At 64.9% G+C, this 12,349-nt stretch carries 15 protein-coding genes; 6 read left to right on the top strand and 9 right to left on the bottom strand.

Annotation, left to right across the window (positions count from 1 at the left end):
* Positions 1 to 16: 16 nt before the first annotated feature.
* Genes ACK4SV_RS07545 through ykgO form a run of 6 tightly spaced genes read right to left on the bottom strand, consistent with a single transcriptional unit; the run spans position 17 to position 3,186 of the window.
* The gene (locus ACK4SV_RS07545) at positions 17 to 523 is read right to left on the bottom strand and encodes a hypothetical protein (protein WP_409917205.1); all 507 of its coding nucleotides are present in this window, start codon (positions 521 to 523) and stop codon (positions 17 to 19) included.
* 38 nt (positions 524 to 561) lie between these two features.
* A complete protein-coding gene (locus tag ACK4SV_RS07540) occupies positions 562 to 825 on the bottom strand; it encodes a DUF2312 domain-containing protein (protein WP_409917204.1) in 264 nt (87 codons plus the stop codon).
* 54 nt (positions 826 to 879) lie between these two features.
* Entirely contained in the window at positions 880 to 1,827 is a 948-nt protein-coding gene (locus ACK4SV_RS07535; RefSeq protein ID WP_409917203.1) for an alpha/beta fold hydrolase, read from the bottom strand.
* A 6-nt stretch (positions 1,828 to 1,833) separates the two neighbouring features.
* On the bottom strand, positions 1,834 to 2,367 hold the full coding sequence (locus ACK4SV_RS07530) for a tetratricopeptide repeat protein (RefSeq protein WP_409917202.1): 534 nt from the start codon (positions 2,365 to 2,367) through the stop codon (positions 1,834 to 1,836).
* A gap of 53 nt (positions 2,368 to 2,420) precedes the next feature.
* Positions 2,421 to 3,029: an HAD family hydrolase gene (locus tag ACK4SV_RS07525; RefSeq protein ID WP_409917201.1), complete on the bottom strand. Its 609-nt coding sequence runs from the start codon at positions 3,027 to 3,029 to the stop codon at positions 2,421 to 2,423.
* A 31-nt stretch (positions 3,030 to 3,060) separates the two neighbouring features.
* The gene (gene ykgO / locus ACK4SV_RS07520) at positions 3,061 to 3,186 is read right to left on the bottom strand and encodes a type B 50S ribosomal protein L36 (RefSeq protein ID WP_011648318.1); all 126 of its coding nucleotides are present in this window, start codon (positions 3,184 to 3,186) and stop codon (positions 3,061 to 3,063) included.
* Between the two features lie 111 nt (positions 3,187 to 3,297).
* On the opposite strand from ykgO, the gene ACK4SV_RS07515 reads away from it, so the two are divergent.
* Positions 3,298 to 4,656 carry a lytic murein transglycosylase gene (locus ACK4SV_RS07515; protein ID WP_409917200.1) on the top strand — a complete coding sequence of 453 codons (1,359 nt, stop codon included), beginning with the start codon at positions 3,298 to 3,300 and terminating at the stop codon, positions 4,654 to 4,656.
* Between the two features lie 15 nt (positions 4,657 to 4,671).
* On the top strand, positions 4,672 to 5,058 hold the full coding sequence (locus ACK4SV_RS07510) for a hypothetical protein (protein WP_409917199.1): 387 nt from the start codon (positions 4,672 to 4,674) through the stop codon (positions 5,056 to 5,058).
* 116 nt (positions 5,059 to 5,174) lie between these two features.
* Here ACK4SV_RS07510 and ACK4SV_RS07505 read toward each other — a convergent pair whose 3' ends face one another.
* Together ACK4SV_RS07505 and ACK4SV_RS07500 are read right to left on the bottom strand one after the other, a co-directional pair.
* Positions 5,175 to 5,657, bottom strand: coding sequence for an N-acetyltransferase family protein (locus tag ACK4SV_RS07505; RefSeq protein WP_409917198.1), 483 nt, complete (start codon positions 5,655 to 5,657; stop codon positions 5,175 to 5,177).
* 91 nt (positions 5,658 to 5,748) lie between these two features.
* A complete protein-coding gene (locus tag ACK4SV_RS07500) occupies positions 5,749 to 7,023 on the bottom strand; it encodes an MFS transporter (protein ID WP_409917197.1) in 1,275 nt (424 codons plus the stop codon).
* Between the two features lie 152 nt (positions 7,024 to 7,175).
* Between ACK4SV_RS07500 and ACK4SV_RS07495 the strand changes: the two genes are divergently transcribed.
* Both ACK4SV_RS07495 and ACK4SV_RS07490 read left to right on the top strand, forming a co-directional pair.
* Positions 7,176 to 8,048, top strand: a complete 873-nt coding sequence (locus ACK4SV_RS07495) for a motility-associated protein (protein ID WP_409917196.1) — start codon at positions 7,176 to 7,178, stop codon at positions 8,046 to 8,048.
* 60 nt (positions 8,049 to 8,108) lie between these two features.
* The gene (locus ACK4SV_RS07490) at positions 8,109 to 8,660 is read left to right on the top strand and encodes a hypothetical protein (protein ID WP_409917195.1); all 552 of its coding nucleotides are present in this window, start codon (positions 8,109 to 8,111) and stop codon (positions 8,658 to 8,660) included.
* Positions 8,661 to 8,757: 97 nt separating this feature from the next.
* Here ACK4SV_RS07490 and ACK4SV_RS07485 read toward each other — a convergent pair whose 3' ends face one another.
* Positions 8,758 to 9,477 (bottom strand): M48 family metallopeptidase, encoded by a 720-nt coding sequence (locus ACK4SV_RS07485; protein ID WP_409917194.1) that lies wholly within the window; start codon positions 9,475 to 9,477, stop codon positions 8,758 to 8,760.
* Positions 9,478 to 9,717: 240 nt separating this feature from the next.
* Between ACK4SV_RS07485 and ACK4SV_RS07480 the strand changes: the two genes are divergently transcribed.
* Complete coding sequence (locus tag ACK4SV_RS07480) at positions 9,718 to 11,145, top strand: hypothetical protein (RefSeq protein WP_409917193.1); 1,428 nt, start codon at positions 9,718 to 9,720, stop codon at positions 11,143 to 11,145.
* Between the two features lie 112 nt (positions 11,146 to 11,257).
* A complete protein-coding gene (locus ACK4SV_RS07475) occupies positions 11,258 to 12,082 on the top strand; it encodes a YmdB family metallophosphoesterase (protein ID WP_409917192.1) in 825 nt (274 codons plus the stop codon).
* The last annotated feature ends 267 nt before the right edge of the window (positions 12,083 to 12,349 follow it).

The raw sequence follows: 12,349 nt of genomic DNA, 5'->3' as shown, positions 1-12,349 counted from the left end.
ACGCAGGAAAACCCGGTCAGGTTTCGGTTTTTTTTCCGCCGCCTTCAATGACAGTCAGCTTGGGCTTCGGCCGGCGCAGGCGCGTGACGTTGCCTTCGGCAGGCTGAGGCAGGCTGGAGGCAGCGACAAGCGCGGGCTTGGGCTTCACCGGAGGCGGCGCATCCGGCACGTTTTCAGCCGGCTCAACCGGCTCGTGCCGGTCCGCATGATCCGCCCGGGCAGGACGGCGCTTCGATCCCATCGGCTGCTTCGCCCGGAGCGGCTTGGCCCCCTTGCCGCGGGCTTTCTTGTCGATCTCGCGCAGCTTCGCCAGTTGCAGGCCAGACAGCGCCTCGCCCTCCTGTCCCTTCATCGGGTCCGCAAAGGCCGATCCATACTTCTCGACACGCCCTTCGACTTCTTCGAGAAAGGCGCGCTCCCAGTCCGAGAGCGGCGGCCCAAGGCCCTTTTCGGCAAGCGCCGCCGCCCGCCTGAGTTTCCTCAGCGCTGCGCGTTTCTTGCGCTCATCGACTTCTCTCGGCATGCGGGTACCAGAAACGAATTCCGCGAATCCCGCAAGGGTCAGGCTTCACCGAGGGCAATCAGATAGGTCTCGAGCACCATTTCCTGCTCGGCCCGCTCCGCCTTGTCGATTTTCCGCAGGCGGATGACCTGCCGCAAAGCCTTGGTGTCGAAGCCGATGGCCTTGGCCTCGGCATAGACTTCCTTGATCTGCTCGGCGATTTCCTTCTTCTCCTCTTCCAGCCGCTCGATCTTGGCGACCGTCTGGCGGAGTTTTTCCCGGGTGGTTTCGTCGATCTTGGTCAGCTCGAAGCTGTCATCCATGGCAGGTCCTTTCCGGGGTGTGCACGAAGGCGGGCAGAGGGCAGGGGCAGGCTATTAGCGGGTCTCCGGCCGGATGGCCAGACGGCTGATGGCGCTGGCGACAGCGTCCGCATGGCCATGGTGGGGCATGTGGCCTTCCTCGGGCAGGATCACGAGATCCAGCTTCAGCTGCTTTTTCAGGCGCGCGGTGTGCAGTTTCGGAGACAGGACGCGGTCCTTGCTGCCGGAAAAGACGGTGACAGGCGCGGTGATCTCCGGATAGCGGATCGATTGCGCGGCGAGTTCTGCCTTCAGCGCCGTCATGTCGCGGGCATTGGCGCGGAAATTTGCCGGCCGCAGGAACAGTCCGACGCCGGAGGTTTCGTAATAGTCTGGCGGCGCAGGCGCGGGGTGGAACACACTTGCGACGCCGCTGCGCATCTGGGCCGGCCCAGCCAGCGGGGCCGCCTGCGAGAAGACATTGCCGGCAACTGGCGCCGCGGCGAAAGAATTGTACCAGGCCGTGCCGCTGCCATCACCCCAATCATGTGTGACGGGCGCCAGCAGCACGAGCCCGGCGACCAGGTCCGGCCGGTCGAGGGCGAGGCGCAGCGCGACAGCGCCGCCGAAGGAGTGGCCGGCGATCACTGCCTTCTGCCCCCGCGTAACCTGCTCCAGCACGCCGGCCATCTGCGCGGCCTGCGCGCCGAGACGCTCCGCGCCGGCAAAACGCTGCGACCAGCCATGGCCCGGACGGTCGGCCATCAGCACGCGGAAATCCCCCTCCAGCCGGGGCGCAAGATTGGAGGTGAATTCCCGCGCATTGGCGCTGGCGCCGTGGATCAGCAGCACCGGCGCTGCGGTTTCCGGTCCGCGCGCAATGACATGCATGTCCCGGCCATTCACCGGCACCACCATGCCTTCGCGCGGAAAGGCCTTCTCCACGCGCGCCGAGTATGCGGCGCTGTTCAGGCCCGCTGCAAAGCCCAGCGCCGAGACGGCAATCGCGGTTTCAACGATCATTGGGTGTCAGAGGTCCTGGCCTTCGGTGTCGCGGGCGAGACGGCGCTCGGCGGCGAGTGCCTGCGGCATCAGCGGATAGATCCGCAGCGCCTCGCGATAGCTCTCCAGCGCCTGTTGCTTGCCGCCGATCTGTTCAAAGATGTAGCCAAGCCCCATCCAGGCGCCGAAATGGCGCGGCTCCAGCGCCAGCGTCTCGTTGAGGTCGCGGATCGCCTCGGGGAAATTCTCCGCCATCAGGAACAGGCCAGCGCGAAGGTGCCAGGCCTCCGGGAAGCGCGGGTCGATCAGGATTACCCGGTCGAGCAGCTCGCGGGTCAGCTTCTGGTCGCCGGCGCTCATGGTCGCGATCGCGCGCTGCATCATCAGGTCGATGGTCGGGGATTTGGACTCCTGCCAGATCGCCCAGATATCCTCGGCAATGTCGGCCGCGACCGCTTCGTCCTCAGCCGCCTTCAGCCGCTCGAACAATTCGTCCGGCGGCGCGGCGATCGCGGTCAGCGGCAGGACAGCAAAAAAGGCAGCAAGGATCAGGCGGCGCATTTGCCTAATATGCAAAAGGCACGCGGCGGCGGCAACGGCTGCCGGGCAGGGCGTCAGATCAGGCCTTCACGCACCAGCGCGGTTTCCAGCGAGGCTGCATCCCGGAACAGGTGCGTGCGATAGCCGAGGGCATCGGCGGTCGCGATGTTGCGGGCAACATCATCAATGAACAGCACCTCATCCGGCGCCGGGTCGCCCATCTTGGCGAGGGTATAATGGAAGATCGCCGGGTCCGGCTTCACGAGGCCGATCTGGCCGGAGACGGTCACATGCCGGAACCGCTTCAGCACCGGGAACATGTCCAGCATCATCGGCCAGATTTCGGCCGGCATGTTGGACAGGCTATAAAGCGGAGTCGCGCGGCCATGCAGCATCTCGATCAGCCGGTCCGTGCCGTGGATATACCCATCAAACATCTCGGCCCAGCGTCCGCCCCAGGCGCGGATTTGGTCGTCATACTGAGGGTATTTCGCGATCAGCGCGGCGGCGTTCTCGGCAAAGCTCACGCCTTTGTCATGCGCCAAGTGCCAGTCGAGCGTGCACACTTCCGTCAGGAAGCGTTCGCGCTCGGCCGCATCGCTGAAAATTTTGGAATAGAGGCGTGCAGGCGACCAGTCGAGCAGGACACCGCCAAGGTCGAAGAGGGCGAACCGGGCGGCCATTCTGGCGCCTTATTCCCTGTTCATCTTCGGGTCAGCCCTGCTTTGCTTTGAAGCGAGGGTCGGTTTTGTTGATCACATAGACCCGGCCCTTGCGGCGCACGATCTTGCAATCGCGGTGACGCGACTTGAGAGATTTGAGAGACGAGCGGACTTTCATGGGTCTGGCCTGGATCGATTAGGAATTGGGAAAGCGGAGCGCGTAATGAATCCGGTCAGGCGAGTCAAGGACGCTAACTGCGGCAAGGCCGCAAAAAGAAGGATGTCGGACATGGTCAGCGCCGGTTGGACGCGGTCGAAATGGATGGCGCTTGTGGCCGTCTGCGGCGTGCTGGCGTCTTGCGCCAACGGCCCGCAACCTGCGGGAACCGGGCCGGAGGGCGGGACAGCGCCGCCGCCGGTGTCGCCGCCCGCCTCGCCCCCTCAGACCGGCGCCATCACCTACGCCACCTCCGGCCATGCCGGTATCGATGCCTGGCGGGCCGATTTCTCGCAGCGCGCCATCGCCGCCGGGCATGACCGGCAGATCGTCAAATCCCTGCTGGAAAAGCTCTCCCCCATCTCGATGTGGCTCGGCACCGAAGTTCAGGTCCAGACCGCACCCTCCGACCAGGCCGAGTTTGCCAAGCCGATCTGGGATTACCTGACCGTTCCGCTCGGCAACACCCGCATCAATACCGGCAAGGCGCGCCTCGCCTCGCTCGCCCCGACACTGGCGGCGATCGAGGAGACCTACGGCGTTGACCGGCAGGTACTGGTCGCCATCTGGGGCATGGAGACGAGCTATGGCGGCTTCATCGGCCGTGATGATGCGGCCAATGCGCTGGCGAACATGGCGGTTGAAGGCCGGCGCCGGACGCTGGCAGAGAATGAACTCTTCGCCCTGATGCGCATTCTCGCGCGCGGCGATGCGCGGCGCAGCGATCTCATCGCAGGCTGGGCGGGCGCCATGGGGCAGACCCAGTTCATGCCGTCGACCTATTATGCCTATGCCGTCGATTTCGACGGGGATGGCCGCAAGGATGTCTGGAAAAGCGAGGCCGACGCGCTCGCCTCGGCGGCCAATTACCTCGCCCGCTCCGGCTATATGTACGGCCAGCCCTGGGGCATCGAAGTCCTCGCTCCGGCAGGCTTCGATTACAGCCTCGCCGACGGCACCGAGCGGCCGATGGACGCCTGGATCGCGGCGGGCCTCTCGCCCATCCGCGGCGGCGCCTTCGACACCGGCGGGGCGGAATTTGCCGAACTCTGGCTGCCGGCCGGTGCGACCGGGCCGAAGCTGCTCCTGTTCAAGAACTTCAACGTGTTCAAGACCTATAACCGCGCCGATTCCTATGCGCTGGCCGTCGGCATGGCGGCGGACGCCATCATCGGCACCTCTCGCGGCCCGGTTACCCCCTGGCCGACGCACCTGCCGCCGCTGACCGTGTCCGAGATCCGCGAGCTTCAGGCAGGCCTCAATGCCCTCGGCTATGATGCCGGCGTCGTCGACGGCATCGCCGGCCGCCGCACGCGCACCGCGCTGCAACAGTTCCAGAAGGCGCGCGGCCTGCTGGCGGATGGATACCCGACGAAGGAAGTCCTCGCGCTGCTGCAGGCGCCAGCGGTGGGAACGGCGGGGACGAATTAGGGGAGGGGGCGGCCTTTGGCAGTCAGGCCGCAATACCATTTCCGTACGTCAAAAGACGGATTGCTCGCCTGGGATGTGCGGCGCCTGATTGCCTTGAGCCGGGGTCTGCCGGTCAAGGCCGTCGCCTTGAGCGACATTCAAGAGGTCGATGAAAACCACTGGTATGGCTTCGAGGGCCAGGTCCCGACCTGCCGGTCGATCCTCGCCCATATCGCCCTGATCGAGCAGGCTGACCTTTCCTTTCCGATCCTTCTGGATGCTGAGGGGCGGCTGATGGACGGCATGCACCGCGTCTGCAAAGCGATACGCCGGGGCGATACGCACATTCAGGCCATAAGGTTTCCCGAGACTCCGCCGCCGGACTTCACCGGACGGCGGCCCGAAGACCTGTCTTACGATTAGGCGCTGCGTTTCACTCCTTCCCCTAGCGCGCCGCGCTGCTGAGGTTCCAGAAGGCCCGCGGCCTTGTGGCTGGCACAGTGGCCGGAAATCGCCGATAGTGGTCATTGCTACCCTTGCTATAGCAGACGCTGCCACCACCCGACATCGCGCCACCCATCTAGTTTCCAGCCAACTTCCCGGTAAACGCCGACCGGACAAAATCCCATATGTTCGTGCAGAGAGACGCTAGAGTTATTTGGAAGCGCGATACCTGCAAACGCTGCATGAAAGCCGTTGTTCTTTAACGAAGGCAATAGAGCCTCGTACAGTGCCTTTCCAAAACCCTGCCGGGAATGCTCTGCCTCCACATACACGGTCACATCGACGGACTTTGCGTAGGCCTCGCGCTCACGGTGACGGCTACCGTATGCATAGCCAACGATTTGTCCGTGGCCGTCTTCCGCCACCAACCAAATATGGGCGCTGCGCATGCGGCGAAGTATCTCGTGTTGATCGGGAGGGGTCGTCTCGAAACTAATCCACGTGTCGCGAACAAATGGCGCGTAGATCGCCGCGCAGCGTTGCGCATCAGATTCGATCGCTATCCGAACCGTTCTCATACCAGCCTCCAGCAAGAGTACTCAAAGTATTCGGAACGTGCGACCAATGTCCACTTCGGGCCACTTTCTGCCTTCCCCTCACTCCTCCCCCTCACTCCTCCCCCTCGCGGACCTCGCCGATGCCGTCTTTCATGCCGAAGCGGGCATAGATGAACATCGCGGCGAGCATCGCGGCGCAGAGCCAGAAGGGCAGGTCGCGGCTGACATATTCGTAGAAGAACAGGCCGAAGAAGGGCGTCACGATATAGCCCATTCCGTTGGCGGAGATGACGAGGCCGGCGACGTTGCCCTGCAGCTGCGGCGGCACGGCGAGCGAGGCGCCACTGGAAAAGCCCGGGCGCGCAAGGCCCTGTCCGAGACCGATCAGGAACTGGGCAAAGATCAGCGTAGCAAAATCCTGCGCGAAAACGATGATCACGGCGCCCGCCAGCAGCGGAAGGCAGCCGGCCCACATCAGCGTCTTGTTGCGCAGGTGCAGCCGCGGGATCAGCACGAGCTGGGCGAGCAGCACCGCTATGGCGCCGACCGTAAAGGCCGGGCCGGTATACTGCGCCGCCTCGCGGCCCGAGACGCCGAGCTTGTCCATCACGGCAAAGACGAACACCTGCGTCAGCACACCGGTCACCAGCGACAGGCAGACGGCATAGATCAGGAAGGGCAGCACGCGCTCTGAATGCCAGAGGCCCTTGGCGCTGATTTCCGCTTCGAGCTTTACCGCATCGGTCACCGGCGCGCGCGTTTCCGGCAGGCGCCACCAGATCATCGCGGCCATCGCGGCAGCAAGGATCGCGGTGAACAGCGCGGGGGAGAGGATACCCACCCAGGCAACCAGCGCGGCGGCAAAGGCCGGGCCAATGACGCTGCCGACGCTGAAGCCGGAGGAGAGGAACGCAATCTCGTTCTGCCGCTCGGCCTTCGAGGTGCGGTCGGCGACATAGGCCTGCGCGGCGGGGTTGGCGGCCGATCCGATCAGCCCGAACAGCGCGCGGGCGAGCGCCAGGCAGACAAACACCGCGATCATGCTGTTGATCAGCCCGGAGAGGGCCAGCCGCCCCGTCACCCAGATCAGGAACATCGACAGCGCATACCCGCCAAGGCCGATGGCGGCGACCTTGCGGCGGCCCCAGATGTTCGACCGCTTGCCCCAGAAGGGCGAGGTGAGCGACCAGAGCAGGGCCGAAAGCGAGAAGACCGCCCCGGCCATCCAGTCCGGCATCTCCAGCTCGCGCGTCAGCTGCGGCAGCACGGCGGCCAGCAGCATGGTGTTGCCGGCGCCTATCGCCATCAGCGCAAAGAATAACAGGATGAAGGCGCCCCGCCGGTCAGGCCTCGGCTGATCGGGAAGCTGGTTATTCGGTCCAGCCATTTCCGTCTCTTCCGGCGATGGCGCGCAAAAGTCCAGAGGGTCCGCAGGGGGAATGGGGGCGGGCGGGCGTGAACGTGGCTTTAAGACGCGTGTGGGCAGGATGGACGGGATGGCCGGAGAGTTTCCGGCGCCCCTGTGAACAGGACCCCGCCTTGCTTCAGTTTGCCGGCCTTGCAATCGTACTGCTGCTGATCGGCGGCGGGCTCGTGCTGACGGGCGGGCCGGCGGCGCTGAAGGCCTTGCCGTTCGAGCTTGCGCTGATCGGCGGGGCGGCCATCGGCACGGTCATGCTCGGCAACTCGCCCGAAGTCGCCCGCGAAGCCCTTGCCGGTTTCGCCCGCGCCTTTCGCGGCCCCCGCTGGAAGAAGGCGGATTATGCCGCGCTGTTCACGCTGACGGGCGGGCTGATGCGCGAGGCGCGCCGGCGCGGCTTCGTGGCGATCGAGGCCGATGTCGAGGTGCCCGAAGAATCGCCCGCCTTCCTCGCTGCGCCGCGCATCCTTGAGGATGCCGCCGCGCGCGGGCTGATCTGCGACGCGTTCCGGCTGATGTCGATGGACCTGACCGATCCTGACCGCGCTGACCAGCGGATGATGGAGGCCATCGACGCCCATCTCGACCGCCGGATGAAGGCCGTCGGCGCGCTGCAGACGCTGGCCGATGCGCTGCCGGCGCTCGGCATCGTGGCCGCCGTGCTCGGCATCATCCGCACGATGGGCGCCATCGACCAGGAGCCGGCCATTCTGGGTGCCATGATCGGCGCGGCGCTGCTCGGCACATTCCTCGGCGTGTTCCTCGCCTACGGGTTCGTCGGCCCGATTGCAGCGCGCTATGGCCAGATCGTCGAGGAAGAGGCGCGTTTCGACGAGACGATCCGCGCCATCCTGAAGGGCTTTGCGGGCGGGGCCTCGCCGGCGCTCGCGCTGGAGCTCGCCCGCACGACCCTGCCGCCGGAACTCCAGCCCGAGACCCTCCGCAGCGCAGATGTCACCCCGATATCAGCCGCCCGCCGCCCTGCCGCCTGATTGGCGCGGCCGGCCATCGCCGCTAGGCTCTGGCGTCAGCAGCAGAAGGAGGCCCGCCCCATGTCCCGGTTCGATGATCTTGTGGCGACGGTGGAGACCTATCAGGCCCTCGCCGAGGAGAATTACAACCGCATCCGGCGCCTCGCGGAGGATGTGCGCCTCGGGCTCTGCCATTATCTCGATGCCGGGGATGGCAACTGCGTCCACCTCGTGCCCCCCGGCGGGCCGTTCGAGGCGCGCTCCTATGGCGACCAGGCCTTCTCGATCCCGCCGCGCGGCTTCCGGCCGCTGGGGCCGGTCTCCTTCGGCCTGGCGGTGCGCATCTCCCGCAAGTCAGACTGGCTTCGTCTGACTTTGCACTGCCGCAAGACGGGTGACACGTTTGTGGTCCAGATCGAAGAGGGCAGCGAATACGAGTTCCACCTGCCGATCCTGGAGGCAGATGCCGGGCCGTTCTACGATCACCTGTATGACCACATCCTCGGCTGGTTCACCGACAATATCGAGCGCTACCAGGAAGGCGCCTATGGCGCGCGGGCCATCGGATTCGATTTCTCGCGGCCAGAGTCCGGAAAAGAGATTGAGTTTTCTATGCAGAGTATGGATTATTGATCCATATTCAACCGAAACCAGAGTCCGGATTGGCTACTCTCCGCCCCGGCGAGAAAATAAATTCGCCCATCCTGCGGATTTTTCATCTTGACACGGATTATTGCCCGGCGGCCTGCAATTCTGCCCCGTGAATGCGCAGCCAGGCCCGCTGGCGCTTCCAGTCCGGGCAGCAACGCGCCACATTCGCCCAGAATTTCGGCGAGTGGTTCATCTCTTTCAGATGGGCGCATTCATGGGCGGCGACATAGTCGAGCACCGCCGGCGGTGCCATGATGAGGCGCCAGGAGAAGGAAAGCTGGCCATCAAACGTGCAGGAACCCCAGCGCGAGCGGGTGTCCTTGATCGAGAGGCCCGAATGCTCCACCCCGAGCGTCTCGCAATGACGGTTCACCGCGCGCGTCAGGTCGGCGCGCGCCTGCTTCTTCAGGTAGCGCACCACCCGCATGGGCGTCGTTTCTGGGTCTCCGGGCACAGAAAGAATGCGCGGCTCGCCTGCAATCAGGCGCGCCAGCCGGCCTTCCCCTTCGCAGGAAATGCGGCAGGATTCACCCCGATACTTGAAAACCGCGCCGTCCTCGAAGCGCACAATCTCCGGCAGGTGCTGGAGGCGGCTGGAAATCCAGTCCACCCGCTCGGCTGCGAAGGCGGCGGCCGCCTCGATCTGCCGGGGGCTTGGCGCCACCGCCACGGCTTCGCGCCGCCGCTCGTCCAGGCGCAGGATGAGGCGTCTTGCCTTGGAATTCACCTCCAGACGGACTTTGACCCGCTGCCCGCCGGGAGCTCTCAATGTCATGGTCTGGCCATTGTTAAAAGGCATGTGTAGACATCCATACTTTACCCAGCGGCCCACCCGCGCCCCAACAAGGATCTGAAGGGACACTTTATGAAGTATTTGCTCACAGGCTTCATCGCTCTGTCTTTGCTTACGGCATGTGGACAGAAAGACAAGCCGACGGGAGAGGCCGCTCTCGCGGCAATTGAATTCGACGCAGCCGGTCTGCCGGATGTCAGAGTTCGGAGTGGGGATGCAGCCACTGCGGGGCAAGCGCTCTCCATCATGTCGCTGTCTTCGTCCGGCGAAGGCCGGGTCCAATATACGAACTCAAATATCAGCGGCGACAAGGCGACCTTCTCGAATGTGACGCTGTCCTCGCCCGCACTCTCCCGCGACAGCGGTTGGGACGAGCCCCCGGTCGTGACAGCGGAGACGCTGGAATTCGACGGCCTCGGCATGTTCAACGGCCAGGCCAATTTCGGCCTGATGCGCCTCAACAACATCCGCATCACCCCGGCGCCGGACGCCGAGGACCAGACGAGCGGCACGATCAAATACATCGAACTGATCAATCCTTCCGCAGAAACAGCGGCCTGGGTCGCCAGCCTGTTCGGACAGGGCGAGCCAGCGGACTTCCCCGAAGGCGCCGCCCTCAGCTTCGACCGCTGGGCCGTGGGCGATGTGAACCTGACCGTCGATGATGCCAGCGGCACGGGCCGCTTCACGCTCGCCTCGTTCTATATTGCCAGCCTCGGGCTGGAGAAATCCGGCAAGGTCGGCCTCTCCGATCTCGTCTTCACCTTTGCCGGGGAAGAGGAGAGCGATGTGAATGTCCGGCTCGAGGGCTTCGGCGTGTCCGGGATTGATTACGGCCTGCTGCTGGCGGCGGCCAACAGCTCGGAAGACCCCATGGCGATCAGCAGCGCGCTGCAGGCTGACCCCAGCAATCCGGGCTTCGATGCCATCTCCATCAGGGGATTCAAGGCCGATGTGGCCGGCGCCGCAATCGACCTGCCCCGGATGACATCCGCCGTTTCGCGCGACCCGCAGGGCCGCGCCACACGGTTCAAGACTGATCCCTTCACCATCTCGCTCGCCGCCCGGGATAATCCGGATGGGGAGGAACTGGCCGCCATGCTGGCCATGCTCGGCTATGAAGCCATGCAGATGCGGATTGCCAGCGACCAGGCCTATGATCCGGAGACGGATATTCTCTCTCTGGCAAAGGACGCAAACTTCATCGAGCTTGTGGACGGCTTCCGTCTCGATTTCGGTGCGAAGTATGCCGGCAGCCGGGCGCTCGCGGCCGCGTCCGCCTTTGCAGAAACCGATCCGGATGCGGTTCTCGCCTCTGTGATGAGCGATCTCAAATTCTTCGAGCTCTCCCTCGTCCTGAAAGATAACGGCTTCTTCAACCGCGCTCTCAACGCCTATGGCACGATGTCGGGTGAGGATCCGCAACAGGTGCGCCAGATGATGGTCGGCGCGCTCGCCTTTGCCCCGATGTTTGCCTCAGGCACGGGCATTGACGCCCCGGTGGTCACCGAGCTTGCCGGCGCACTGTCGAGCTTCGTCCAGGACCCGAAAACGCTGTCGATCCGGTTTGCGCCGGCCACGCCGCTGACGCCGCAGGTGCTGATTGATGCGAGCGCAGACCCCTCGTTCAAGCTGACCAAGGAAACGCTGGGTTTCAGCGCGGACAATCGTTGATCCGGCGCCGGACCATTCCGGCACACCCTTCAGGGCGCGGCGGCCATCGGCTGCCGCGCTCTTTTCTTGAGGGCCGCAGCAAGGCATAGGCTGATGCAATGAGACTGGCGCAATGAGACTGGCATTTTTCGGAGATGTGGTCGGCAAGCCCGGCCGGGCGGCGGTGCTAGATCACCTGCCGGCGCTGCGCGCGCAGCTGCGCCTCGATTTCGTCGTCGTGAATGGCGAGAACGCCGCGGGCGGCTTTGGCCTCACCAGCCAGATCGCGGGCGAGTTCTTCGCCGCCGGCGCCGATTGCCTGACCCTCGGCGATCATGCCTGGGACCAGCGCGAAGCCCTCACCTATATCGAGCGCGAGCCGCGCCTGCTCCGCCCGCTGAACTATCCGCCCGGCGCGCGCGCGCCGGGGAAGGGGGCGGAGCTTTACACCCTGCCGGACGGGCGCCGCGTGGGCGTGGTCCAGCTGCAGGGCAATGTCTTCATGCGCCAGGCGCTTGCCTGTCCGTTTGCCGCCGCCGATGCCGCGCTGGACCAGATGCCGCTCGGCGCGGTGGCCGATGCCATCATCGTCGACATGCATTGCGAGGCGACGAGCGAGAAGATGGCGATGGGCCATCATTGCGACGGCCGCGCCAGCCTCGTCGTCGGCAGCCACACCCATGTGCCCACCGCCGACACGATGATCCTCAGCGGGGGGACGGCCTACCAGACCGATGCCGGCATGTGCGGCGACTATGACTCGGTCATCGGTATGCAGAAGGAAGGCTCCCTCTACCGCTTCACCACCCAGCTCCCCGGCGAACGCTACCAGCCGGCCTTGGGCGAAGGCACCCTCTGCGGCACCTTCGTGGAAACAGACGACCGCACGGGCCTCGCCCTCCGTATAGAGCCGATCCGGTTGGGTGGGCGGCTGAGTGCGCAAGTGCCGGCGTTTTGAGGGGGGCTGGGCCACCATGGCCGTGTGGACGGCGGTGAAATCCGCGTGCCGCCGCATCGGTTTCCTGTGATCTTCATGTTCTCGGTGGTGGCGGCGCTGGGGGTGGCGGGATTGGTGGCGTAGCGGCGCAGATCGTCATGAGCTATTGACCCAGCCCCCGGAATTCCGGCCATGAATTTGCAGACTCTCTCGATTAGAGAGGATGACACATGCGCAAGAGCAGATTTTCAGACGAGCAGATCATTGCGATGATCCGGGAGCACGAGA

It is taken from the genome of Hyphomonas sp. (assembly GCF_046313735.1).
Taxonomy (GTDB): Bacteria; Pseudomonadota; Alphaproteobacteria; order Caulobacterales; family Hyphomonadaceae; genus Hyphomonas.
Note: the sequence above shows the minus strand (reverse complement) of the source record. Positions and strands in the feature narration are given on the sequence as shown.

Bases quoted from the DNA above. Each gene is read 5' to 3' on its own strand.
- ACK4SV_RS07545 (WP_409917205.1), bottom strand. From the start codon at position 523: ATGCCGAGAGAAGTCGATGAGCGCAAGAAACGCGCAGCGCTGAGGAAA.
- ACK4SV_RS07540 (WP_409917204.1), bottom strand. From the start codon at position 825: ATGGATGACAGCTTCGAGCTGACCAAGATCGACGAAACCACCCGGGAA.
- ACK4SV_RS07535 (WP_409917203.1), bottom strand. From the start codon at position 1,827: ATGATCGTTGAAACCGCGATTGCCGTCTCGGCGCTGGGCTTTGCAGCG.
- ACK4SV_RS07530 (WP_409917202.1), bottom strand. From the start codon at position 2,367: ATGCGCCGCCTGATCCTTGCTGCCTTTTTTGCTGTCCTGCCGCTGACC.
- ACK4SV_RS07525 (WP_409917201.1), bottom strand. From the start codon at position 3,029: ATGGCCGCCCGGTTCGCCCTCTTCGACCTTGGCGGTGTCCTGCTCGAC.
- ykgO (WP_011648318.1), bottom strand. From the start codon at position 3,186: ATGAAAGTCCGCTCGTCTCTCAAATCTCTCAAGTCGCGTCACCGCGAT.
- ACK4SV_RS07515 (WP_409917200.1), top strand. From the start codon at position 3,298: ATGGTCAGCGCCGGTTGGACGCGGTCGAAATGGATGGCGCTTGTGGCC.
- ACK4SV_RS07505 (WP_409917198.1), bottom strand. From the start codon at position 5,657: ATGAGAACGGTTCGGATAGCGATCGAATCTGATGCGCAACGCTGCGCG.
- ACK4SV_RS07500 (WP_409917197.1), bottom strand. From the start codon at position 7,023: ATGGCTGGACCGAATAACCAGCTTCCCGATCAGCCGAGGCCTGACCGG.
- ACK4SV_RS07490 (WP_409917195.1), top strand. From the start codon at position 8,109: ATGTCCCGGTTCGATGATCTTGTGGCGACGGTGGAGACCTATCAGGCC.
- ACK4SV_RS07485 (WP_409917194.1), bottom strand. From the start codon at position 9,477: ATGCCTTTTAACAATGGCCAGACCATGACATTGAGAGCTCCCGGCGGG.
- ACK4SV_RS07480 (WP_409917193.1), top strand. From the start codon at position 9,718: ATGTCGCTGTCTTCGTCCGGCGAAGGCCGGGTCCAATATACGAACTCA.
- ACK4SV_RS07475 (WP_409917192.1), top strand. From the start codon at position 11,258: ATGAGACTGGCATTTTTCGGAGATGTGGTCGGCAAGCCCGGCCGGGCG.